Source organism: Candidatus Moraniibacteriota bacterium (genome assembly GCA_016699795.1).
Classification (GTDB): Bacteria; Patescibacteriota; Minisyncoccia; order Moranbacterales.
This window is the reverse complement of sequence record CP065011.1, coordinates 1,044,445-1,068,131: the sequence shown is the minus strand read 5'-3', so window position 1 is coordinate 1,068,131 and position 23,687 is coordinate 1,044,445. Positions and strand designations below refer to the sequence as shown.

Genomic DNA, 23,687 nt, shown 5'->3' with positions numbered 1-23,687 from the left:
ATGAAGGGTGATAGGTTTGTTCATACAAAGTAGGGGAGTATTGATCATGATTTATATAGAAATTCGAGGAGAGAATAATGATTTTCGAACCGTTTTTCATGAAGAGAAAAAAAGGTCGAGCATTGCTCTTAATTCAGATTTTTTTCAATCAGTTGGGTTTCCAAAGAATTTTATGGAATATATTTTTCCTAATAATTCAAATTTGGAAATTCGATTTGAAAACAATACTATAGTTTTTTCTTCTCGAGCATCTCATGGAATTCTCAAAAATCATTCGATGCTTGCAGGGAGATCAATTTCTTTTCTTTCTCGAGGAGGAATGATACGCGGTCTTAAATTGGGCGATTCCATAAAAATAACCTTTGAATATCTCAAGTGAAGATTCATCTGAGATATTCTCTTTCATAAGCACTCTGCGTTAAAAACAAAGAGTGCTTTTCTTTACTCTCAGTTTTATTTTCTGTACAATTAAAAAAGAAATTAAAAAATCCGCTTTTCTTTGTTTTTATTATGCGTAGTATTTTTCTTTTTTTGAGAAATGTTTTTTTTATTCTTTATTCTTTTTTCCTTTCTAGTTTTTCATGGTTATGGCTTCTATCTTCTTTACAACATCGAGATATATTTTTGAATTATACTTCTTATTTTCAGAATACTAGTTTTCTTTTAAAAATAGCTTTCTTATTTTTTTTATTCTTGTTTATTATTGATCTTTTAAGAAGAGTAGACACTCTTTTTAAAATAAAAGCTAAAAAAAAGAAGGTATACCTTTCTTCTTTTTTGAGTTTTTTTCTTCTTTATACGCTCCCATTTTTTCTTTTTTGGAAAATTATACAGTCTTTATTTTCGCGAAGAAAAACTCGTTCTTTTCAACTAAAGCGTTTTCAATCTCATCCATTTCTTTTTTATACTTTTCTTCTTGGATATGTTTTTTTCTGTTTATTTCCTATTTGGCTTGCAGGTTATGTGCAAGCAACTTTCTGGATTCAAGATACCTTAGATATAACAAAAGATGAGCAATCTATAGCAGGAACAGGTTCAATGTTTCCTACCTTTCCTAAGGGTCAGGGGACAGATCCAATCTTACTTTCTCAACAAACGGTCGCTGTTGTTCCTATGCTAAGATATCCTTCCGGTTTTGAATTTAAGGGAAATGATTTCTTTTTTCGCCCTATAGAGAGGGGTGATATCGTAACATTTTCAAATGAAAAAACAAAAGAAATCTCTCAGAAAAATTATACATCTTTAGACGGAGGATTTGTTAAACGTGTTGTAGCATTGGAAGGGGATAGAATAGAGATTCGTGATGGAATCTTTTTTAGAAATGGGGAGGCTCAGAAAGAGCCTTATGTAGCGAAAGCTCGATCAACATTCGGAGGGCCGTTTCTTCAGGAATGTCAGGAGATAGTTATTCCAAAGAATAAACTTTTTGTTATGGGTGATAATCGAAAGGGAAGTAATGATTCTCGTTTTAATTTGGGTTTTATTGATCTTTCGGATATAGATCATGTTTTACCTTATAATAAACAAAAAGGAGTGTATGATACGTTTTGGCATGATCCCTCTTATGATTTGGAAGAGACGGCAAAAATATTTTTTGATATTGAAAAATATGTTCAGGAAATTAATGTACGAAGAATTTCCCGAGGAGCAAAACCTCTTCAATATCAGCCACTTCTTGCTAAATCAGCTTCTTTACGAGGAAAAGCTATTCTTGAAAGTGGAGATTTTTCATTTGAAGAAAAAGAAAATAACTATACTATGAAACAAGCAATGTCTGATGTTGGTTATTCTAATATTATTTGGGGAGAATCTTTTACTTTGGGATATTATGAATCTACGGAATTAATTGAGCATATTTTTTCCTTTTCTGATAATGAGGAATTTTTTTTCGATGATCGAAAAGAGGAGATTGGTATCGCTGTTATTCAAGGAAGTCTTAATGGTTGTCCAACCCAAATTATCATACAACACGTTGCGGGATATATACCGCCTCATTATACTTTAGAAATTATTGAAGGTTGGGAGAAATCTTTAAAAGGTATTAAGGAAATTCAGCCTGGTTGGAAAAATATAGATAAAAATTCTTCAATATATAAGGAAAATAAAAAAGATATACAAAGAATAAATGAAATTATGAATACCAGAATTATTCATATTCAGCGCATACTGGATCGTATGAAAAAGAATGAATGGTTAACGGAGGAAGAAACTAAATTCATAGAAACTCAAGAAACTTTAGATAAAGAACAAAAAAATTTAGCAGAAAAAATAAATAAAGCGGTGGAAAAATATAATAAGGAGCTCAAGGAGGAAATAGAAAAACAAAGAAGGGAGTGGGAAGAATCTTCTCGTTAATAAAGGCTTTTAAAATCCAAAAAAGGTGATTTCTTCAGGAAAGAGAAAAGAAGAAAGGATATTTCCATTAGTTTCATTTGGTTTTGAAAAGAATACCATATCCTTATTAAATATTTGAAGTATGATGGGTTTTTCAGAAAGACTTGGAGAAAGTTTTGAGGTGATCCTTCGATCACGTTGATCAAGTTCTACTACATATAAACTTCCTTGGAATGTGTATAATATATGTTCATATTGTTTCATCCAAGAAATATTTGAGATGGGAGAGAGAAAATTTGCAATCTTAATAAATGTGTTTTCTTCTCTATTTGGTTGAGATTCCCAATCTCTTGTGAAGTAAACCCAGATAGCAGTATCACTCCAAAAAAGAATCTTCTTTCCATCATTAGAAAATTGAGTTCCTTGTATGTTTTCTTTTTGAAGATGAAAATAATTACCTTTTTTTCCTTTATTCCATATCCAAAGTTTTCCTTCCTGAGAATGTATAGCTCCTCTATGCTCATCATACATCACAAGAGAAATTCTTGATTTCGAATCGAATTCTTGTGGTTGGGATGTTGTTACTTGGCGCTCATCTTCAAAGTCTTTATTTACCTCATAAATCATGCCATTCTCTTTGAGGAGATAAATATGAGAAGCGGTAAAATTAAAAGAGAGAACATTTTCAAAAATAACCCTTCTTTCCCATTCTCGAGAACCTTTCTCTTCGAGAACAATGAGAGATGTTCCTGATATGCTGTAGATGTCATTATTTCCTGATCCCCAACGAATATCATAAAATGATCTTTTCATAGATGAGTCGGGAAGGAAAAGACTTGAAAGTTGTTGAGATTGATTTGTTTCTCGATCTAATAAGAGTATTTCACTAGGAAGTTGTTCTTCGGTAGTAAAGTGCACATCTTGATTGTTTTTTTCAGGAATAGGAACGACTGGAATTAAAAGCATTTCGTTATCAGGGGACCATTCTATATTATGTTTCCATTCCTCGGGACGTGTGTAGGTGGTGGAAGAGAATATTTTTTCTGCCAAAAGTGTATCGGTATCTAAAATGTCAATAGAAAATTCTTCTCCATTAAATCGTGCTACAGCAACTTCATCTGAATTTGGAGATGGATACATCCCGATAATATTTTGAAGATCAATATCTTGTGTTTCATACGTTTCTCGAGGAAGAAGAACGTTCCAAAATTCTGTAGATTTCCCACTCTCTACAATTATATTTTTGGACCATGTTTGAAATCCGGGCGACTTAATATCAAGATGATATTTTCCTGGTCGCAGTGAATTGATTTGTTGTGATGAATTTATATAATTTAATTTTTTACTTTTTTCTAAACCTTCTCCGTTTATATCTATGGTTACTTGTTGGGGATTTGTTTTGAGTGTGATAGATCCTGTGTAGATAAATATACCTTTTTCAAAGCTATATCTATAACCAAAACTGTGAATAATAAGAACGGTACTGCTAAGAAAAAATATGGTTATAACGGAAAAAAAAAGAATTCGTCGAACGATAGGAGAATAGGTGAGTGTCATAAAAAAAGAAAAAAAGATAAATCAAAATTTCTTTTTAATACGAAAAGTATTTGATATTTTGATATAGAGTAGCATACTCTTTTTTCTCTAGAGTTTCAAGGGAGTCTTTTGAAAAAAAATCATTTTTTTTCTAGAATTTGATTCATTTTTTCTTGGAGAGCATTGAGAAATCCTTTTGAAAGAAGTTTCTTTGCTTTTTCATACGATAAGCCTCGTGTATTAAGAAAGAAAAGAGAATCAGGATGTATCGGTGATGTGGTTACAGCATGAGAACAACAAACATCATCAGCTAATATTTCTAAATTTGGTTGAGCCTCTGCGTGAGCGCCTTTTCCAAGGAGAAGGTGTTTACTTTCTAGGGATGCATTTGTTTTTAGTGCATTTTTTTCGATACGAATAATCGCATTATGAATAAGTTTCGAATTATCTTCCAAGGCACTTTTAAGTATGAGATGAGAAGAGGAATTTGAAGCTTTGTGGAGTTGCTTGGTTGAAAGTGAATAATGATCATTTTCTTTTCCTTTATACATACCAAATATCCATACAGAGGCATGGGAAGTTTCAATGGAAAATGTTATATCAGCTGTTTTATTTTCAAAAAAATAAACATAAATACCAGGATCAACAATTTGATAATAACATTTATCTTCTTGAGAGATATCTTGAAAATGAATCATATGGGATACGTAAGTAAAAGAATGAAAGATGCTTAAAAAAATTAGCCAATACTTCCTTCCATTTCCATAGTTATAAGACGATTAAGTTCAATGCTGTATTCTAAAGGAATTTCCTTTGTGATAGGCTCCAGGAATCCATTTACAATAAGACCTTTCGCCTCATATTCATTCAGTCCACGAGAAGAAAGATAGGAAAGCATTTCCTCACCTATTTTCTCAACCGTAGCTTCATGTTCGGTTAGTGCTGATGAACTATTATTCATAATTTTTGGATAGGTGTCAGATCGAGAAAGAGCATCAAGAATAAGAGCATCGCACGATGTATAAGAAGATGCATTTTCAGCATTTGGAGAGATTGAAATTAAGCCTCGATACGAACCTCTACCCCCATCTTTGGAAATTGATTTGGCAATAATTCTTGAAGATGTTTCAGGCGCAAGGTGTACCATTTTTGCCCCAGTGTCTTGGTGTTGATCTTTTGTTGAAAGTGAAATAGAAAGAACCTCTCCCCGAGCTTTTCTCCCAGCGAGAATAATGGAGGGGTATTTCATAGTTACTTTGGATCCAATATTACAATCAACCCATTCCATAAGAGCCTCTTCTTCGGCTTTAGCTCTTTTTGTTACTAAATTATAAATATTTCGACTCCAGTTTTGAACAGTGGTATAGCGAACATGAGAACCTTTTTTTGCAAATATTTCAACAACTGCACTATGAAGAGATTGCGTTCTATAAATGGGAGCAGTACAGCCTTCCATATAATGAACTTTTGAATTTTCATCTGCTATGATAAGCGTTCTTTCAAATTGACCAAAGCTTTCCGCATTAATTCGAAAATATGCTTGAAGAGGAAGATTTACTTGAACTCCTGGTGGCACATAAACAAAAGATCCTCCAGACCATACAGCAGTATTGAGTGCTGAAAATTTATTATCACCAGAAGGAATGAGTGAACCAAAATATTCTTTTACGATATCGGGATATTTTTTGAGAGCAGTGTCCATATCACAAAAGAGCACTCCTTGTTTTTGAAGTTCTTTTTGAACACTCTCATAGACAACTTCGGATTCATATTGCGCACTCACCCCAGCAAGAAAATCTTTTTCCGCTTCGGGGACGCCAATACGATCATATGTTTCTTTGATTTCTTGAGGAAGATCTTTCCATGATTTCGCATGTCCCTCGGTAGCTCTCAAGAAATAAGTAAGAGAAGAAAAATCAATAGGAGAAAGATCCGCTCCCCAAGATGGGAGTGGTTTATTTTCAAATTGCTCAAATGCCTTAAGTCGAATATTGAGCATCCATTCAGGTTCTTGTTTCAATGCTGAAATTTCCTTTACAATAGTACTATTAAGACCTTTTTGTATTTTTTTTACAGAAGTTTCCGGCATGGAAAAGCCGAATTTGTAGTCAAAATTAGTTTCTTGAGATTGCTTTTTTTTGAGAGAATTATTACTCATAAAGATAAAGAAAAATCTGCATCATAACCTTTCTCTTTAATAATCTGTATAAGACTAGCATTTCCTGAAGCAACTATTTCACCATTCTTGAGTATAGTTACGGAATCAGGAGAAAGGGCTTCTGCAAAAGAAGGATGATGCGTTATTATAAGAAGTGTTTTTTCTGGAGAAAGCCAATTTTTAAGAAAAGAAATAATCGTTTTTTGTGCATCAATATCAACACCTGTATCAATTTCATCTAAGAGAGCACATTGAGGATTAAGGATGGCCATTTGAAGAAGCTCCATTTTTTTCCTTTCTCCACCAGAAAAGCCTTCATTGAGCGATCGCGAAAGAAGCGTTTTAGGAATAGAAAGTTCTTTGGAGAATTTTTCTATAGTTTCTTTTAATGCCAGAGCTTCCATTTTTCCATGAAGAGCAATGCGAAGCATCTGAAATACAGAAACTCCAGAAAGAGAGGGTGGCGACTGAAATGAAACAAAGAGACCTTTTTGAACTCGTTTGTAAGATTCAAATTCAAGAAGATTCGTCGTTTCTAAAAAAGCTTTTGATTCTGGTGAGAGGGTAAATTTTTTCATTCCCAGAAGAGACATAGCTAGGGTAGATTTTCCTGATCCATTCGGACCCATAAGAATATGAACTTTACCTTTCTTAAAAGTATGAGAAAGAGAAAAGAGTAATTGCTTTTGTTCAATGAATGCTGAATAGGAACTAATTTTGAGCATAAAGATAATGAATTAAATAATATCGTTAAGAGAGATCTTTTCTAAAGAGTTATGTATAGTCGTATTAATTTTTTTCCAAAGATTTTTTGTCTGACAAGAATTTTCCTTTTTACACCCAGACTCTTCAAAACAAGGAATTTCGAAGAAAGAACCTTCTAATTCTAAAAAAATATCAAGAAGAGATATTTCAGTAGGAAGATAAGAAAGAAGGTAGCCTCCTCCAGAGCCTCTTTTGGATGAAATAAAACCAGCCTGACGAAGTTGTTGAAATATCTTACCAAGATATTCTTCTGGAATCTCTTCTTTTTCAGAAATTTCTTTGATACTCATGGAATTTTTTGAATGGGCTAAGCAGGAAAGTGCTTTAACTCCATAGTATGTTTTTGCTGATATATGCATGAGAATATATTCTAAATAAGACTAAACAAGTCGTATTTTAAAATACTTTTTCAACAACGTCAAGGAATTTGAAGAAAAATAAAAAAGATTATATGAAATAAATATCGCCTTATCTAAAATAAAAAACTTCCCAGGGTGCTAAAAATTTGTTTTTATAATATGAAAATTTTATAATTTTTAGTGAAAATATAAATAGACTCTAAATTCAGAATGCTATTTATGGAGCTTATTGAAACTTTTTGTAGTACAGAAAGGTTTAATTAGGGTGTAGTACATTCAAAATGGAAGATGAATAGGGGATTAAAGGGGAAAATAGTTTTTAAATTCATTTAGCACTCTTGACTTGAGATTGCTAAGTTTCGTATACTGTAGTTGTCGTTAATCTGTAAGAAATAATAATATGAAAAAAGTCACTGTACGACCCTTGGGAGAAAATGTTCTTATTCTTCCTGAAGAACAGGAGAAAAAAACTGGTTCTGGTATCTATCTTCCTGAATCAGCTTCAAAGGAAAAACCTCAACAAGGAAAAGTTATTGAAATTGGTGAAAGTAAAAAGATAGCAGTAAAGAAGAATCAAAAAGTTATCTATAATCGTTATAGCGGAACAGAGGTTGAATTTGAAGGAAAAGAATATCTTATTGTGAAAACTGAAGATATCGTAGCTGTTATAGAATAATCACTTTCTTGTTTTAGTAGAGTAAGAAAGTATTTTAAAAACCGTCAGAAATTATTTCTGACGGTTTTTTTAGTGTTCGAAAATAAGAATTTTTTTATTCAATAGGGGAGAGCTGAGAAGAACTTTCGGGAAGAAATATTCCGATTTTTAATTTTTTCAATTGTTCATAACCTTCTGGGGTGTGTTTTTTAATTTGAGCAAACATTTCACTCGCATCTTTCCCACAACCTTTCAAAAGTTTGTCGTCACCACCTGGATGTTTTCCAAAAAAAGAAGTTGCATCAACAACAGTGTCGTCAACAATTATCCAACAATTTTCTTGAGTCGCATGCTCAGCTACTTGTTCGAGAGTGTATACTTGCGGAGTAGGTTCAAGAGAAGAGGGCTCTTGATTTGAAATTATCACTTCTTCTTGATTTATTTTTGTTTCCATTTGAGTTATTTCTTCTTTATTTTTTTCTGCAGTACAGCCAGAAAGAATAAAAACTGAAAAAGTAACAAGAACTGAAAACAATATTGATTTTTTCATAAATTATTGTATTTTATGTAAAGTATTACGTTCCATAGTATAGAGGATATTGAAAAATGGTGCAATGATTTGAAAAAAAATAAGAAATAGCTTATTCTAATAAAGTTATAAAAAGATAATTTCTATTCGCTTTGATTGATATTTATGAGATACGGAAGAAAAATAAGATTTCAGGTTGCGGGAATTGTTCTTTTAGCTCTTATTTCTGGAGTTATTTCTTATCCAAAAATAGTAGTATTTATTGATCCTGTATATCAGAAAGTAAATCAACTTAAGGTCTCTTTGGGTCTTGATCTTCAAGGAGGTGTTCATTTGGAATATGTCGCTGATGTGAATTCCGTTCCTGAAGATCAAAGAGAAGATGCTATAAATTCTGCTCAAGCGGTTATCGAGCGAAGAGTTAATGCTTTTGGTGTTGGTGAGCCATTGATCCAAACGTCTCGATCCGGAGAAGAGCGTCGTATTATCGTAGAACTTCCCGGAGTAAAAGATATTGAAGATGCTAAAAAACTTATTAAAGAAACTCCCACATTAGAGTTTCGAGAGGAAAGAGCTGACGATGATCCTGATTTGGTACAAACATTGACTATGGTGAATGGAATGTCTTTAGAAAATGCCAAAAAAGGTCTTGAAAGGGCTCTTGCTGGAGAAGACTTTGCACAGCTCGCAAGTGAGTTAAGTCAGGATCCAGGATCGAAAGAAGACGGAGGAAATTTAGATTTTCAAAAAAAAGGAGCTTTTGTTCCTGAATTTGACATCATTCTTTTTGATGAAAATAATCCTGTTGGAATTGTTCATCCAAATATTGTAGAATCTAGCTTCGGATACCATATTATAAAAATAGAGGAACGTAGAGGTGAAGGAGAAGAAAGGGAAGTTCGTTCTCGTCATATTCTCTTTGCTAAAATGCAAAAAAATATGGTTCCGGAATTGCAATATAAAGAAACGGGTCTTACAGGAAGATATTTAGAAAGTGCCTCTATTGATTTCGGAAATCAGTATGCGATGGGAGATCCTCGAATTGTACTTCATTTTGACGAAGAAGGATCTAAACTTTTTAAAGAAATTACCGAACGAAACTTAGGTAAAACATTAGCTATTTTTATCGATAAGGAAAAAGTAACAGCACCTACTGTGCAAAGCATAATTCCTGATGGTGTCGCTGAAATAACAGGTCAATATACATTAGAAGAAGCTCAGAGTTTAAAATCACGCCTTAATGAAGGTGCCTTGCCCGTTCCTTTGCAATTAGTAGGTCAACAAAGTATCGAGGCCTCTCTTGGTCAGGAAGATCTTAATAAAAGCTTAAAAGCAGGATTTTTTGGTGTTCTTGCTGTTATTATTTATATGGTTGTTTATTATAGATTTTTCGGTGTAATTGCAGGCGTTGCTTTAATAATGTACACAACAATGCTTATTGCTATTTTCAAACTTTCTTCTTTTCCTGGATGGGATTGGCCTATTACATTGACTCTTTCTGGTATTGCTGGATTTATTCTTTCTATTGGTATGGCTGTCGATGCGAATGTTCTTATTTTCGAACGTATAAAAGAAGAGCTACGAAATGGTAAATATATAGAAAGTGCTATTCGTGAAGGTTTTCGAAGAGCTTGGCCAAGTATTCGCGACGGTAATCTTTCAACACTACTCACGTGTGTTATTCTTATTTGGATGGGAACGGGTTTTGTTCAGGGATTTGCTCTTATCTTGTTTTTAGGAGTTTCATTTTCTATGTTTACTGCGATAGGTATTGTGCAGACTATGGTCAAAGCACTTCCTATGCAATTTTTAGATCGACATCTCTGGTTGATTGCAAGAATTAAACGATCCAAAAACAAGAAATAATAATAACGTATATGACTCTCAATAGTATTCGGTATCGAAAAATATTTTACGCCATCTCCCTTCTCGGTGTTATTCTTAGTGTGTCTGCTATTTCTTTCTGGGGACTACGTCTTGGTATTGATTTCCAAGGGGGAACTCTTATGGAAATTCATTTTTCAAAAGAAATTTCCAAGGAGGATATTTACAACAATGTTTCCTCTGTAGCTGAGAGTGTTTTGGTTCAGCCGGGAAATGATAATGTTTTTATAGTAAGATATTTAGCTGGTGATGAAACCATAAATGAGAAAGTTCGGGAAAAACTTACTGAGATGGATGCAGAGAATAAAATAATCCGAACTGATTTTTTTGGTTCCTCAGTGTCCAAGGAATTAACAAGAAAGGCCATTGAAGCAACGATCGTAGCTATTTTCCTTGTTGCTATCTTTATTGCTATCGCATTTCGAAAAGTTTCTCGACCTCTTTCATCGTGGCAATACGGAGTAGGTGCTATGATTGCTCTGATGCACGATATTATCATTACTATAGGAGTTTTCGCTATTTTGGGAGAGTTTTATGCTATTGAAGTAGGAATTCCTTTTATAGCAGCTATCCTTACTATACTTGGATATAGTGTCAACGATACTATAGTCGTTTATGATAGGATTCGAGAAAATCTTCTCCGACATGGTATGAAAGAAAGTTTCGAAAATATTATAAATCGATCTATAAATGAAACGGTTGCTCGATCGATAAATACTTCAATGACTGTTTTGGTTGTTCTCTTTGCTATTATTCTTCTAGGAGGAACGTCGATACAATCATTTGCTCTTGCTCTTTTTATAGGTGTTTTTGCAGGAACGTATTCCTCAATTTTTGTTGCTTCGGCTCTTTTGGTGACAAGTTATCATTTTCAGAAGAAATATACAAAATAATTAAATAATATAAATTTATAAAGATATATGTGGAACCCTTTAAAAAAGAAGGATAAAAAAGAAGAAGTAAAAGATCCAACAAAGCCAGAAAATATGGGATTTTTTGCAAAAATGGCGATGAAGCAATTCGAAAAAATGTCTCCAGAACAACAAGGAGAAGTAATGCGAAAAGCACTTGATCCCAAAAATATTGCAAAGAATAAAGATAAAATCTTGGAGATGCTCGACGCTATGGAAAAGTCTGGTCAAATGAATAAGCATCAAGTTTTCCAAATGAAAAAGCAATTAGGGCTTTTATAAGAAAGTGTGCGAAGAAAATTTTTAGAAAAATAAAACAGGCTTTTGGCTAAATTTCTTTACTTTTTTTAAAAAAGAAAATTTTTGATAATGATTTTCGTTTTAATTAACGAATTCTTTTTAAATCTGATTAAAATGTTTTCTGTTTCGAAATAAAGACGTACTTTTATTATGTATGAATAAGTAAAAAAGGGGGGGCTTTAAGCATAGAGTAACTCCATAAAAAATAAATATTTTATTTGAAATAAATTAGTTTAAAATAACCATAGGAAAGAAAAAATTATTCATTGGGAGTGAAGTTTTTCGCTTTATAGATTTCAATAAAATTTCCTGGCCTGTCACCGATATAAAGCGACCAAATTGGCGTAGATTCAACAATATTTTGCTCTTGTATTTTATTCCAAGTACTTTCGTTTTTAAGAAGACCTCTTCTTGTTACTACAAAATAATCAATACCAGCATAGGTTCCTTTTTTATGCCATTTTACTTGACTACCCTCAATGCATTCACCTTTAAAAAATGGACAAAAGCCATCATAATCAGACCAAGCGAGTACGTATTCTGGAAATAAATGGAGGTCGTTTATATACATAGCTGCTTGGTAGCCACCGTATCCCCAAGCTCCTACAACATCTTGATCTTTAGGAAGAAGATCGCTCGTGTAATTGAAATAAAAAGGGCGTATGGAAATGAGTGAATAAAATGATGTTCCTAGAGCAAGAACTACCAAAGCCATGGCTAATACATTACTTTTTTGAGAGATGATCGAAATAAGTAAGGCAAGAGATATTCCCGCGATAACTGAAATAATCGGATAGAGAAGTATGGAATAGCGAACATGGACGAGTACGGTTTGTTGTAATGCTGCATAAAAGAAGAAGATAATAAGCATTCCGAATAGAGATATTCCCAAACGGATAGCATTTTCTTGCTTCTGTGTTTTCAAAAGATTTTTACAGAAGGAAAGAGGTATAAAAAAAGAAAAAAAGAAGAGAAAAATAATAATAGGAGGAAGTGTGAAAATGAGAGGTTTTATTTGGAGAGCGAGTCTATTTCCTGTATCGGTAATTGACGTATATACAGCTTCCTTTCCGGCATCAAAGGGCGCTGTTTGAAGTTGAAAATAATTATTAAAATTCCAATTAAAAATACTAAAAGCAACCCCCAAAAGGAGAATGATTCCTATAAGAAACGAAGGGAGTCCTTTTATGTATTGAATTTTTTTGAAAAGAAAAAAGGTTATTTTTGAACGAATGACTATTGCTTCTAAGAGAAAAATTCCGTATATCCAAGCCATAAGAGTGAGAATGGATTGCATATTAGAAGCACCTTTAAAATTAAAAGTTCCTTCATAAAGGTATCTCGGTTCAATTTTTGCGGCAGGCATAAAAAGAATGAATATACCTACAGAAACTGTACAAAATAAAATAAAACCTATAAGTCGCCACAGCACAAAATTTCTGTAGGTTTTTTCTTCTTCTAAATAGGAACCTATATAGTAAAATGAAGCGAATGTCATTCCATAAAGAATGAAGAAAAGAAAAGATCCTGTATATTTAGAAAGAAGAACGAACCCAAAAAAAATACCTGCCAAAAGTAAATAATACCATTTTCCTCTTACGAGAAAGGCGAAGTACCCCGTCGCTGTTGCAATTCCAAAAGACCAAAGCATAGCATCAGGATTGACAATTTGAGAAATTCCTAAAAGTATAGGAGAAAGAAATAAAAAGATACTTGAAAAAAGTGCTACGAGAGTGCTTGCTGTAGATGCCCAAAGGAACCAAGCGACAAAAAATACAAGAATACCATTAGTAAGAAGAATTCCAAGTCGATAATAAAATACAGCATTTGCAGAATACTGAGGATCAAATTGATCAATCATATTCCCATCTTTTATTATTTTTTTTTCTGGCTCCCTATCATTACGAAGACCAAAAATACCAGAAAAAATAGCTGAAGAAACACCAGGTTTATCGTTAATTCGAGTTCTTTCCCAATCTTTAGTACGCATAGCTTCCCAATAGGTGTGAATCCTTCCTTTGACAGGATCAGCAAACCAAAGATCTTCATCGGCTGTCTGGAAATTTCCTAGAGTAGAAATTCCCAAAAAAAGATATATTCCAAAAAAGATACACAAAACGAAAGGAAGATAATATTTTTTAATAAAATTAAAGAATGCTGTCATATTATTTTTTGTTTTTTTATTCCTGATCTAGTTTAGGGGTAAAATTTTCAATATATTTTTTTAGCATGGCTTTTTCTAAAGATGCTTGATAATCATTCTTTTCTAATTTTACGAAATTTATCTTTCGATTATCAGGGTAATAGGCCCAAACTGTTTCTGACTCAGTTTCAAACTTAGCCTGCAAAGATCCCATATGAGCAAAAAATAAATAATCTATAGGATATTTTTCTATATCAAGTTTTTGTTTTCGTATGCATTTTCCTACGAAGAATTCGCAAACCCCATGAGCATTAGCCCAGAGAGTGATATTTTTTGCATCGGGAAGTTCATTGAGATACTGAGCTGCTTCATATCCTCCATAACCCCAGGGATGATTGAGAATATAACGAGTAGGAAGATAACTATTGGTATAAAGAAAAAAATGAGGGTAGGCGCTGAAAAGGGAAATACTTGCGATGATTACTATTCCAAATGCGATGACAGGAAAGGAAAAAAAGAAAAATTTGATTTTTTGAAAAAATGAGGATCGATCTATAAAACGAAAGAGAAAATAAAGAGATCCTGAAAAAAGAATAATAATAAGGGGGAAAATAATACTTCTATACATTCCAATAATATATTCAAATTGAAATTTTAAAGAAGCTTCTTGGGAACTGTGATAACCAACAAACGCATTGAGAATATAAGCTGTAAGAATAAGTGTTAATAATGCAATTAAGAAATATTTTCTTGGAATTCTTTCTTTTATTTTTAGAGAGGAAGTATTTTCGATAAGTGCCATCGAAGCCAAGATGCAAGCTAGGGGAAAAAGAATTATGTTATAACGTACGGTTACAAGAAGTCCTTGCTCGACTACAGCAATAAAGAATATAAAAAAGAAAAGAGAAAGAGAAAAGCCAAAAAATCGATACTTTACTTGTTGAAAAAATCCTTGTATCCAATAGAGCAAAAGAAGAAAAAATGTTAATGGCGTAAGTGCAAAAACGAGAGGGACAAATTCCATAACATAACGGACCCAATAGGGATTATCTGTTGTAAATGATGCTTTTGTTTTCGCATAGAATGGAATTCCAGAAAGATCAATAATACTATTTTTGGAAATCCAGTTGAAAAATACAAAAAGGGAAGAAATTATGAGAATTCCATAAATAATACGTTCAAGGAATACTGAATGTTTTGATAAAAAAGAAAAAATAGAAAAAGCTATTTTTGATTTCAAAAAATAAGCATCTAAAAGGATGATGAAACAAAAAAGAGCTATAAGAACGAAAACTGGGGGCATACCAGGAAAACCAATAGTACTTTCATAAAATATTACAGGATCTACTAAGGCAGCTGGCATCATAAGAGCAAAAAGAAAAAAACTTCCTACGATGATAGCTATAAAATTACGAATATTTTTTGTTAGGTGTTTGGAGAAATTTTTTCGCTTCGCATTATCATTGAATTCATTTTCAAAGTGAAAAATATACCAAAGTCCCATAAGTAACAAAAGAAAGGGAATAAAGATAATACTGACATATTTACTTGCAAGGGATAAACCGAAAAATAATCCTGTAAGCCAAATGTATCGTGATGAAGATTTATTTTGAAGTGTGTATATATAAGTAAGAAGTGTCGCTGTTCCAAAAATCCAAAAAAGTGAATCGGGATTTACAATGTGAGATATGCCTACAAGTACTGGGGAAGAGAGAAAAAATATAACTGAAATAGCAGCAATCTTTTTATTTTTTGTTATTTTTTTGAGTATATGAAAAATATAAAGCATGAAAAATCCGGTAAAAAGGACAAGAGGGAATCGATAAGAAAAATGCATTATTTTTGTTATTTGGGGATCGTATTGAAAAACAACGTTATCAGGATCAGAAAAACGTTGTTTATCATAAAGATGTTGCGTGAACGGTATAGCTATACCCGAGATATAAGCAAGGGTAATCCCTGGCTTATCATTAATTCGAGTTTTCTCCCAATCCCCAGAACCGATTGCTCTCCAATATTCAAGAACACGCTCCTCTCCAATATTAGGAAGCCAAAAATGTTCATCGGCTGTTGTATAATGAGTAAGATTGGGCAATGAAAAAGAGAAATACGCAATTAAAGCAATATAAACCCAAAAAAGAGGATTTTTTAATTTTTTCATTGCATTGTAGGAAAATTTTTTGTATGCTCTCATAAGAATCAAATATAAAATGAAGTTATGAAATTGACAAGAAGTGACGTTATAGTTTTGAGCATATTCTTTCTTTTTCTTTGTGGGGGGGCTTATTATCTTTATGATTATTATTCTCGATTAGGCTATGGAAGTGATGCCACAATGATGCCTTTTGATGAGAAAACTTTTTCGCGATTACAGAATATCGTTTTAAATTCTCCTGTAGAACATAATATACCAAATCGAGAATGTTATCGAATTTCACAGAATGTGAAACAAACAGACTCTCCTGAAAAAATAACAGCAAGTGTACAAAATGCAATCAATGAGTGTTCTTTGGGTGGGGGAGGAAGGATAGTAATTGATAGGGGATCTTGGATTATACAGTCACTTTTACTAAAAAATCATATAGATTTTTCTATTGAGGAGGGTTCGGAAATTCTTTTTGATGAAAATATTCTTTCTTATCCAACAAGCGTGCCCTATCGTTTTGAAGGTATAAGGACGAATATGTCTCAACCCTTATTGTATGGATTTGAATGTGAAGATGTTAAAATTTCTGGAAAGGGGAGTATCCGAGGAAATGAAAAAGCTTGGCTAAAATATGCTGAGAGTGAAAAATATTGGTTCGAATTTCTCTATCAAGAAAGTGAAGAAAGGGAAAAAGTTGAGAATCGTACACAATACAGTTTAAAAGATACGATGGCATTTAGACCTGATATGATAGGTTTTTCTTTTTGTTCGAATATAAGCGTAGAAGGTGTTACGCTTGAAAATTCACCTCGAAATTCTATCCGCGCACTTTTTAGTAACAAAATGTTATTTCAAGATCTTATTATCAAAGTAAATTCTCTTGATGGTGATGCTGTTGTCCTAGATTCTTCTTCAAATATTCTCTATTCTGGGGGGAAAATTCAATCTGAAAAAGGAGATGGTATTGTTTTCCAGTCCGGCTTAGATGCTGAAGGACGAGCTATGGATGAAAACCCATTACAAAATATTCGTATTCAAAATGTAGACATTCTACAATCAAGAAATGCAATACATATCGATAGGGCTATGTCTGGAGGAATGAATCGAATTGTTACTAAAGATATTCATATTTATGAAACAGTAAACGGCATAGCGACATCTCTTCCTTCCGGCATAGGGGGCTCTCTTAGACATTTTCTTTTTCAAAACATAAAAATGGATACTGTCTTTGAAAATGCAATTTTTATGGACCTTTCTTCTTCTGAAGATGATATGCGACTTCGCAGTAAAGAAACTAAGAAAGAAGATGTCCGTCTCCGTGATATTTTCTTTGTCAATGTCCAAGCTTATTCAAAAAATAATGCGATGACGTTAAAAAACTTTTATCCAAAAAATGGTAATGTTTTAAGAAATTCCTTTTTTTACTTTAAAAATATTGATGTAGCATCTCCAAATGGAAGTTTTTTTCAGGGTTTACATCAATCTTTATTTGAAGGTATTCTAAGTAAGGGAATAGGGGTAGACAATGAAAATCCTTCTTTGAAAATAATGGATTCTTTGAATATTTTCTTTTCTACTCTTGATTGTGAAAAAGAAGTTTCAAAAGATTGCTTAGAATTTTCAGGCACTAATCAGCGTATTTTATTTTCCGATCCTGTTTTGAAAGAAAATGTAATGCTTTATCCTCGAATTATCAATAAAGAAGAAAAAACTTCAAAACAAGAAGGTATCATCGAAGAAGATCCTGATCAAGAAGTTGATTAAAAAATAAAAACTCCTTTTGAGGGAGTCTTTATCTTTTTATGTTTTGTGGAAAACGTAATGTTTTATTCGGGAAGAACTCGAAGGGCATCATTGAAACGATTGATGTAACTAAAAAATCCTATAACAGAAGTGATTTCTACAATTTGCGCATCATTGTAGTAGTTTTTCAAATTTTGAAAAACTGTGTCATCTACTTGATTAGCTTTGAGTGTTGTTTCTTGTGCATACACTATAGCAACTTTTTCAGCGTCTGAAAGAGATGCCATTTCATTGGTAAGAACGTCATTTATTTTTTCCTCATCCAGTCCCATAGCTTTCAACTTCATTTCAGTGACATCTACACAATATTCACATTTATTGAGGACTGAAGTCTGATGAGCTACTCGCCATTTTGTTATCTCATCTACTTCCCCAGGACCCATAACTGCCTTAAAAAGATCGAAAAATTCTTTAAGAATAGAGGGTCTATTTGCCATAACCCTTGCCCATTCAGGAACTTTTCCAGTAGCCCCTTCCCATTTAATAAACATTTCTCGAGTTTCTTCATTCACATCTTCTTTTTCAAGTATAGGAACCCTTGTAAAATTATTATTTTTCATACGTATGTTTTTTTATTAAAGACAAAAAATATCGACCTTTCGCTAAAAATGATATCATTTTTTATTTTGTGTGTATAGAAAAAATTTTTTTTCTATGGTAAAATTATCCAGTGGCAAAAGCTTTGCGATAACAATTTTATATATGAAATTTTATTTTCTTACAATTTTTTCCTCTATGATTGAGGGGTATGTACACCTTTCTATTTTGGGTCGAGCTGAAAAAAAGAATCTTGTTTCTTATCATTGTATAAATCCAAGAGATTTTACAAATGATCCTCATAAATCCGTTGACGATATTCCTTATGGAGGAGGTCCGGGAATGGTTATGAAAGTAGAACCTTTGTTTCGCGCAGTTGAATCCATTAAAGAAAAAGAGGGAGAAGTTTATACCATACTTCTTTCTGCAAAAGGAAAAGAATTTACACAAAATGACGCACTTCGATTGGCGAAAAAGAAGAACATTGCTTTTATTTGTGGTCGCTATCAAGGAGTAGATGAACGAGTTGCAGATTATGTAGCGGATGAAGAAATCTCTATTGGTAAATACGTACTTACCGGAGGAGAACTTCCCGCACTTATTATATGCGATGCTCTTGTACGACTCACTTCCGGTGTTTTGGGAAATAGCGAATCTCTCAAAGGAGAGAGCTATGGGGAATCATGCGAATCTTCACACCCTCTTTATACAAGACCAGAAATTTTTCATGATTGGAAAGTCCCAGAAGTGCTTCTTGGTGGAAATCATGCTCATATTGAAAAATGGAAAAGGGAAAATTCTGTACCTATTGAAAAAGATGAAAAGAAATGAGATTACAGTATAAACATGCATACGATAAAGTATTATTCGGCTCTGTAGTTATAGCTGTTGTTTTTGGTTTATTAATGATTGCAAGTGCTTCTGCGCTGTATGCAGAAATTCGATTTCAGGATCAATATTTTTTTCTTAAAAGACAGTTACTCTTTGGAGTTCTTCCTGGTATGGCCGTTCTTTTTTTCCTTAGTCTGATTGATTATCATAAATGGCGAAAATTTTCTGTATTTGGATTTATTCTTTCTCTTATAGCTCTTGGTTTAATATTTGTACCTGGTTTTGGAAATGAAGCTTATGGAGCAACTCGATGGCTTAATCTTGGCCCAGTTTCTTTTCAACCTTCAGAAATGGCCAAGATAGCAATTATTGTTTATTTAAGCGCTTGGCTTTCTAGTAAGGGGAAGAAAAAGGTGAGTAATTTCTTTGAAGGACTTATTCCTTTTCTTATCATTCTTTCTCTTATGGGTGTTTTTATTCTCAATCAACCAGATGTTGGAACGCTTGGATCAATAATTTTTATTTCCGTTATACTTTTCTTTTCTGCTGGTGCTCAAATCTCGCATCTTGCCTCTTTGGGTGTTGTTGGGATGTTAGGGTTTTTCATTATTGTAAAAAGCGCTCCTTATCGTTGGGATAGACTTATGGTTTTTCTTAATCCAGAACTTGATCCTCAAGGTAAGGGTTATCAAATAAATCAAGCACTTATAGCTCTTGGTTCGGGAGGTTTATTTGGACTTGGTTTAGGAGAGAGTCGTCAAAAGTTTAACTATCTTCCTGAACCTGTTGGTGATTCCATTTTTGCCATTATTGGGGAAGAGTGGGGTTTTATAGGTACACTTTGTCTTTTAATACTTTTTGCTGTTATTATTTGGCGAGGATTTCGAATAGCAGTAGAAGCCCCAGACGATTTTGGAAGACTTCTTGCTATAGGAGTAACTTCATGGATTGCTATGCAGGTCGTTTTTAATGTTGGTGCGATAACAGGAATTCTTCCTCTTACAGGTATTCCTTTGCCCTTTATTAGTTATGGAGGAACATCTCTTTTATTTTCACTTGCTGCTATGGGACTTCTTTTAAATATTAGCAGACAATCTGTTCGAAAATAATAAGAAATTGTAGTATACTATTAATAAGGTTTTCGAAAATAATGAAAATGAAACTATGAAACGAATTGTTATTGCCGGTGGAGGAACCGGCGGGCATATATATCCATCCATTTCAGTTATAGATCAGCTAAGAAAACGTTCAAATGAAAAGTTAGAAATTATTTATGTAGGATCAGGTTCAGAACTTGAAAAATCACTCTATGAAGCGAGTGATCGATCTTATACCATTACAGCAGGAAAAATACGAAGATACTTTTCCTGGAGAAATTTTACAGATCCTTTTTTAACTTTAATAGGATGGTTTCAATCACTCATGTATCTTCTTCGTGAAATGCCTGATGTAGTTTTTGCTAAGGGTGGTTATGTTTCTTTTCCTGTTGCGATAGCAGCTCGTATGTATCGCATTCCTGTTGTTATTCATGAATCAGATGCTATACCAGGAACTTCTAATCGAACACTTGGAAAATTCGCACATCGAATAGGATTGGGTTTTCTTTCAGCAAAGGAATATTTTTTAGAAGAAAGAGTTTTCTTTACAGGGAATATCCCTCGATTAGGTATTACTGAAGGAAATCCTGAGAGAGCTCGAAAAACATTTTCTCTTTCAGAATCTAAACCTGTAATTCTTGTTCTCGGGGGAAGCCAAGGATCAAAAGCTATTAATATGCATATAGTAGATATTTTAGCTGAAATTCTTCCTTATGCTCAAATTATACATCAAACAGGGGAGGGGAATATGAAAGAAGTTGAAGAAAGAGCCAAAAAAAGAGAAGGCATAAAACCTGGAAGAGATGGTTACCATCCTATTACTTTTCTTCATGAGGAAGAAATGAAAGACGCTTTTTCAGTGGCTGATCTTGTTATTAGTCGTGCAGGAGCAACTTCAATTGCTGAAATCGCTGCTTGTAGAAAAGTTTCCATACTTATTCCATTGGCTAGTAGTGCGAATGATCATCAGAGAATGAATGCTTTTATTGTTGCCAAAAAAAGAGCAACATTAGTTTTGGAAGAAGCGAATCTTATGGAAAAAATGCTTGCTGAAAAAATAAAAAATATACTTTTCGATAAAGAACTTCGTGAAGAAATACAAAAAAATATCGCTGAATTCGATGTTCCAGATTCAGCACAAAAAGTTGCTGATCTTATTTTGGAATGTGCTACTACTTCGTGTGCTACAACACCGATAAAAAATTAGAAAAGTTTTCTCTTTTATGCAAATGAAATTTCCTTATAAGCATGCACATTTTGTAGGTATAAAGGGCGCGGGAATGGCATCACTCGCGATGATTCTTAAAGCACATGGAATTTCTGTAACTGGCTCGGATAGCGAAGAAATTTTCTTTACCGATATTCTTTTAAGAAAAGCAGGTATTAAAGTTTTTTCCCCATTCTCTCAAAAAAACATTTCTCGATTTGTGGATGTTATCGTATATTCAACTGCCTACAATCAAGAAACAAATGAAGAAATTTCTTTTGCCGAAGAACAAAAAATTCCTTCTTATTCTTATCCAGAATTTTTAGGAATGATCACAAAACAGAAAATGTCTGTCGCTGTTTCAGGTACTCATGGGAAGACAACAACAACCGCTATGTTGGGTCATGTTCTTAATTTTTTAGACAAAGAACCAAGTGCTTTGGTGGGAAGTGAAGTTCTTAATTGGAAAAGTGGCGCTCTTTCAGGAACAGGCCCTTATTTTATTTTTGAATCAGATGAATACCAAAATAAATTCCGCTATTATTATCCCTGGTCACTTATTATTACTAATGTAACGTGGGATCATCCCGACTTCTTTCCAACTAAAGAGGAATACGAAAACACATTCAAAAAGTATGTTGAAAAAATTCCTCTTCATGGATGGATTGTTGTTTCAAATGATGATCTAGGAGCTCTCAAAGTAACGGAAAATGTTGCTTCTCGTCGTTTAACCTATGGTTATCATAAAGATTCAAAATATCGTATTTTCGAACTTTCTTCTCAAAAAGGATTTGCTCAATCTTTTTCAATTCAGAAAGAAGGAAAGGAATTGGGAATTTTCTCACTTCAACTTTTGGGAAAGCATAATATTCAGAATGCTACCGCAGTTATAGCATTCTGTGATGCTTTAGGAATACCTTTAGAAATGGTGGGTACTGCATTGAAAAATTTTCTTGGAACGACGAGACGTATGGAGAAAAAAGGTGAATATAAAAAAGCACTTTTATATGATGATTACGCCCATCATCCAGAAGAAATTGAAGCCTCACTTTTAGCTCTTCGAAAGACATATCCAAAAAGAAAAATAATTACTGTTTTCCAACCACACACCTTTTCTCGAACAGAAACTTTTATGGATTCTTTTGCTTTAGCATTGGATTATGCTGACGTTGTCCTTCTTTTGGATATTTATGCTAGTGCAAGAGAAAAAGTAGGTACGATTTCTAGTGATGATCTCGTAGCAAAAATAAATCACATAACTCCAGAAAAAGCTCTTAATGTACACTCTTTAGAAAAAGCAGAGCAGATCCTTCTTCATAGTTTGGATAAAAATATTGTTCTTGTTACTATGGGAGCGGGAGATGTCTGGAGGGTGGGGGAGTCTATTTTAAAAAACAAATAAAAGAAGATATTTTAAAAATTCATTTATAAAAAAAGAAATGCATGTATGAGAAAGAATATTTTTTCTGGATTCTCGATAGGTATTGGTCTTGTATTTTTTCTTTCTGGTTGTTCTTTAATAAATGAACCCTCACTAAATAATGAAGCTGAAAAAGATAAAGAAAATTCATCGATAAGAGAAGAAACTAGAATATCTAATGAAGAAGACACACTTTCTTCTTCTGTATCTAAAGAAGGTGAAATTACTCCAATAGTAGTAGGGGAGGAGAAAGAAGGGAATGACGATAAGCAAGCATTGCCAGATTCTTTTTCAAAAGGAGAAAAGCGTCGCTGTTCTTTTAATAATGAACAGGGGAGACATATTTTATATACAGATGGGATTATCTATCGAACGGAGTGTTTTTCTACTGAGGAAGGTTTGAATATTAGTATCTTTGATGGAGAAATTTTTTATACTTGGAATGATAGTCGTCCTATGGGATTTTCTATAGATAGAGAATGTATGAAAGATATAGAGAAAAAAATATTTCCTACTTTTGGTTTTGGAAAATCGGAAACGAAATCAAAAAAGAACTATGACTCCCCCGAAGAAATAATTAAAAGTATGCCCAACATCTCGTGTGAAAAAATGAATGATTCTATCAATATGAATCGTCCTCAAGATTTAAAGTTCATAGATCAGTGTGATTCTATAGAAGATCAGCTTAAACAAGTCGAAAAAATACAAAATGAATACTATAATCTCTCGAAAGATTCTCAAATCCCAGAAGGTGTTACTTTGGTTCCTTAAATAGTATCTAAATATAAAAAAGTAATTTTTTGTATGAATGGGAGTTACAAGGAATAAGACTTTTGCATAAAATCTAATTTTTTAAAAGATTCCCTCACATAAGGCATATAAATGGAGTAATTCCTAAGGAAGAATTTCTAGAATCGAATTGTGGGGTGTCGCAAAATATACATTCTGCGACACCTAATATTTCACCAAAAAATAATTTTCACGTATACTTGTTACTGGTTATTCTCATCCCTTTCTCTATGTGAGTTTGTTTCTTCTCTCTTTTTGTTTTTCAAATTTAGCATCTCCTCTC

General features: G+C 33.1%; 21 protein-coding genes. 12 read left to right on the top strand and 9 right to left on the bottom strand.

From position 1 onward, the window contains the following. The first annotated feature begins 46 nt into the window (after positions 1-46). Together IPN70_04965 and lepB are read left to right on the top strand one after the other, a co-directional pair. A complete protein-coding gene (locus IPN70_04965; GenBank protein QQS61207.1) occupies positions 47-379 on the top strand; it encodes a hypothetical protein in 333 nt (110 codons plus the stop codon). Between the two features lie 398 nt (positions 380-777). Beyond that, positions 778-2,355, top strand: a complete 1,578-nt coding sequence (lepB, locus tag IPN70_04960) for a signal peptidase I (GenBank protein QQS61206.1) — start codon at positions 778-780, stop codon at positions 2,353-2,355. Between the two features lie 9 nt (positions 2,356-2,364). Here the strand turns inward: lepB and IPN70_04955 are convergent, their stop codons facing one another. The 5 genes from IPN70_04955 to IPN70_04935 form a co-directional block, all read right to left on the bottom strand. Beyond that, entirely contained in the window at positions 2,365-3,891 is a 1,527-nt protein-coding gene (locus IPN70_04955; GenBank protein QQS61205.1) for a hypothetical protein, read from the bottom strand. Positions 3,892-4,010: 119 nt separating this feature from the next. Then, positions 4,011-4,568 (bottom strand): SufD family Fe-S cluster assembly protein, encoded by a 558-nt coding sequence (locus IPN70_04950; protein QQS61204.1) that lies wholly within the window; start codon positions 4,566-4,568, stop codon positions 4,011-4,013. Positions 4,569-4,609: 41 nt separating this feature from the next. After that, on the bottom strand, positions 4,610-6,028 hold the full coding sequence (sufB, locus tag IPN70_04945) for a Fe-S cluster assembly protein SufB (GenBank protein ID QQS61203.1): 1,419 nt from the start codon (positions 6,026-6,028) through the stop codon (positions 4,610-4,612). Next, positions 6,025-6,753, bottom strand: a complete 729-nt coding sequence (gene sufC / locus IPN70_04940) for a Fe-S cluster assembly ATPase SufC (GenBank protein QQS61202.1) — start codon at positions 6,751-6,753, stop codon at positions 6,025-6,027. The genes sufB and sufC overlap by 4 nt, the downstream gene beginning before the upstream one ends. Positions 6,754-6,765: 12 nt before the next feature. Further along, a complete protein-coding gene (locus IPN70_04935; protein QQS61201.1) occupies positions 6,766-7,152 on the bottom strand; it encodes an Rrf2 family transcriptional regulator in 387 nt (128 codons plus the stop codon). A gap of 400 nt (positions 7,153-7,552) precedes the next feature. Here IPN70_04935 and IPN70_04930 point away from each other — a divergent pair, with 400 nt between their 5' ends. Further along, complete coding sequence (locus IPN70_04930; GenBank protein QQS61200.1) at positions 7,553-7,828, top strand: co-chaperone GroES; 276 nt, start codon at positions 7,553-7,555, stop codon at positions 7,826-7,828. A gap of 94 nt (positions 7,829-7,922) precedes the next feature. Here the strand turns inward: IPN70_04930 and IPN70_04925 are convergent, their stop codons facing one another. Next, complete coding sequence (locus tag IPN70_04925) at positions 7,923-8,357, bottom strand: cytochrome b5 domain-containing protein (GenBank protein ID QQS61199.1); 435 nt, start codon at positions 8,355-8,357, stop codon at positions 7,923-7,925. Between the two features lie 144 nt (positions 8,358-8,501). Here IPN70_04925 and secD point away from each other — a divergent pair, with 144 nt between their 5' ends. From secD to IPN70_04910, 3 genes are read left to right on the top strand one after another with little or no spacing between them, the layout of a single operon-like run. Beyond that, on the top strand, positions 8,502-10,202 hold the full coding sequence (secD, locus tag IPN70_04920) for a protein translocase subunit SecD (protein ID QQS61198.1): 1,701 nt from the start codon (positions 8,502-8,504) through the stop codon (positions 10,200-10,202). Positions 10,203-10,213: 11 nt separating this feature from the next. Next, positions 10,214-11,113 carry a protein translocase subunit SecF gene (gene secF, locus IPN70_04915; protein ID QQS61197.1) on the top strand — a complete coding sequence of 300 codons (900 nt, stop codon included), beginning with the start codon at positions 10,214-10,216 and terminating at the stop codon, positions 11,111-11,113. A 27-nt stretch (positions 11,114-11,140) separates the two neighbouring features. Continuing rightward, on the top strand, positions 11,141-11,413 hold the full coding sequence (locus IPN70_04910; protein ID QQS61196.1) for a hypothetical protein: 273 nt from the start codon (positions 11,141-11,143) through the stop codon (positions 11,411-11,413). A 277-nt stretch (positions 11,414-11,690) separates the two neighbouring features. Here IPN70_04910 and IPN70_04905 read toward each other — a convergent pair whose 3' ends face one another. Both IPN70_04905 and IPN70_04900 read right to left on the bottom strand, forming a co-directional pair. Further along, positions 11,691-13,595 carry a phospholipid carrier-dependent glycosyltransferase gene (locus IPN70_04905; protein QQS61195.1) on the bottom strand — a complete coding sequence of 635 codons (1,905 nt, stop codon included), beginning with the start codon at positions 13,593-13,595 and terminating at the stop codon, positions 11,691-11,693. A 16-nt stretch (positions 13,596-13,611) separates the two neighbouring features. Beyond that, complete coding sequence (locus IPN70_04900; GenBank protein QQS61194.1) at positions 13,612-15,735, bottom strand: glycosyltransferase family 39 protein; 2,124 nt, start codon at positions 15,733-15,735, stop codon at positions 13,612-13,614. 57 nt (positions 15,736-15,792) lie between these two features. Here IPN70_04900 and IPN70_04895 point away from each other — a divergent pair, with 57 nt between their 5' ends. After that, a complete protein-coding gene (locus IPN70_04895; protein QQS61193.1) occupies positions 15,793-17,484 on the top strand; it encodes a hypothetical protein in 1,692 nt (563 codons plus the stop codon). A 62-nt stretch (positions 17,485-17,546) separates the two neighbouring features. Here IPN70_04895 and IPN70_04890 read toward each other — a convergent pair whose 3' ends face one another. Continuing rightward, entirely contained in the window at positions 17,547-18,083 is a 537-nt protein-coding gene (locus IPN70_04890) for a peroxidase-related enzyme (GenBank protein ID QQS61192.1), read from the bottom strand. Between the two features lie 142 nt (positions 18,084-18,225). Here IPN70_04890 and trmD point away from each other — a divergent pair, with 142 nt between their 5' ends. From trmD to IPN70_04865, 5 genes are read left to right on the top strand one after another with little or no spacing between them, the layout of a single operon-like run. After that, on the top strand, positions 18,226-18,891 hold the full coding sequence (trmD, locus tag IPN70_04885) for a tRNA (guanosine(37)-N1)-methyltransferase TrmD (GenBank protein ID QQS61191.1): 666 nt from the start codon (positions 18,226-18,228) through the stop codon (positions 18,889-18,891). Further along, the gene (gene ftsW / locus IPN70_04880) at positions 18,888-20,000 is read left to right on the top strand and encodes a putative lipid II flippase FtsW (GenBank protein QQS61190.1); all 1,113 of its coding nucleotides are present in this window, start codon (positions 18,888-18,890) and stop codon (positions 19,998-20,000) included. Before trmD ends, ftsW begins: the two co-directional genes overlap by 4 nt. Before the next feature lie 55 nt (positions 20,001-20,055). Further along, positions 20,056-21,195, top strand: coding sequence for an undecaprenyldiphospho-muramoylpentapeptide beta-N-acetylglucosaminyltransferase (gene murG / locus IPN70_04875; protein ID QQS61189.1), 1,140 nt, complete (start codon positions 20,056-20,058; stop codon positions 21,193-21,195). Between the two features lie 16 nt (positions 21,196-21,211). Next, positions 21,212-22,597 carry a UDP-N-acetylmuramate--L-alanine ligase gene (murC, locus tag IPN70_04870; protein QQS61188.1) on the top strand — a complete coding sequence of 462 codons (1,386 nt, stop codon included), beginning with the start codon at positions 21,212-21,214 and terminating at the stop codon, positions 22,595-22,597. A gap of 45 nt (positions 22,598-22,642) precedes the next feature. Then, positions 22,643-23,386 (top strand): hypothetical protein, encoded by a 744-nt coding sequence (locus IPN70_04865; protein ID QQS61187.1) that lies wholly within the window; start codon positions 22,643-22,645, stop codon positions 23,384-23,386. Positions 23,387-23,687 lie beyond the last annotated feature (301 nt).

Coding starts and splice junctions, on each gene's coding strand:
- IPN70_04935 (QQS61201.1), bottom strand. CDS start 7,152: ATGCATATATCAGCAAAAACATACTATGGAGTTAAAGCACTTTCCTGC.
- IPN70_04950 (QQS61204.1), bottom strand. CDS start 4,568: ATGATTCATTTTCAAGATATCTCTCAAGAAGATAAATGTTATTATCAA.
- ftsW (QQS61190.1), top strand. CDS start 18,888: ATGAGATTACAGTATAAACATGCATACGATAAAGTATTATTCGGCTCT.
- murG (QQS61189.1), top strand. CDS start 20,056: ATGAAACGAATTGTTATTGCCGGTGGAGGAACCGGCGGGCATATATAT.
- IPN70_04955 (QQS61205.1), bottom strand. CDS start 3,891: ATGACACTCACCTATTCTCCTATCGTTCGACGAATTCTTTTTTTTTCC.
- IPN70_04930 (QQS61200.1), top strand. CDS start 7,553: ATGAAAAAAGTCACTGTACGACCCTTGGGAGAAAATGTTCTTATTCTT.
- IPN70_04925 (QQS61199.1), bottom strand. CDS start 8,357: ATGAAAAAATCAATATTGTTTTCAGTTCTTGTTACTTTTTCAGTTTTT.
- IPN70_04895 (QQS61193.1), top strand. CDS start 15,793: ATGAAATTGACAAGAAGTGACGTTATAGTTTTGAGCATATTCTTTCTT.
- IPN70_04900 (QQS61194.1), bottom strand. CDS start 15,735: ATGAAAAAATTAAAAAATCCTCTTTTTTGGGTTTATATTGCTTTAATT.
- trmD (QQS61191.1), top strand. CDS start 18,226: ATGAAATTTTATTTTCTTACAATTTTTTCCTCTATGATTGAGGGGTAT.
- IPN70_04910 (QQS61196.1), top strand. CDS start 11,141: ATGTGGAACCCTTTAAAAAAGAAGGATAAAAAAGAAGAAGTAAAAGAT.
- IPN70_04890 (QQS61192.1), bottom strand. CDS start 18,083: ATGAAAAATAATAATTTTACAAGGGTTCCTATACTTGAAAAAGAAGAT.
- secF (QQS61197.1), top strand. CDS start 10,214: ATGACTCTCAATAGTATTCGGTATCGAAAAATATTTTACGCCATCTCC.
- sufC (QQS61202.1), bottom strand. CDS start 6,753: ATGCTCAAAATTAGTTCCTATTCAGCATTCATTGAACAAAAGCAATTA.
- IPN70_04965 (QQS61207.1), top strand. CDS start 47: ATGATTTATATAGAAATTCGAGGAGAGAATAATGATTTTCGAACCGTT.
- secD (QQS61198.1), top strand. CDS start 8,502: ATGAGATACGGAAGAAAAATAAGATTTCAGGTTGCGGGAATTGTTCTT.
- murC (QQS61188.1), top strand. CDS start 21,212: ATGCAAATGAAATTTCCTTATAAGCATGCACATTTTGTAGGTATAAAG.
- sufB (QQS61203.1), bottom strand. CDS start 6,028: ATGAGTAATAATTCTCTCAAAAAAAAGCAATCTCAAGAAACTAATTTT.
- IPN70_04905 (QQS61195.1), bottom strand. CDS start 13,595: ATGACAGCATTCTTTAATTTTATTAAAAAATATTATCTTCCTTTCGTT.
- IPN70_04865 (QQS61187.1), top strand. CDS start 22,643: ATGAGAAAGAATATTTTTTCTGGATTCTCGATAGGTATTGGTCTTGTA.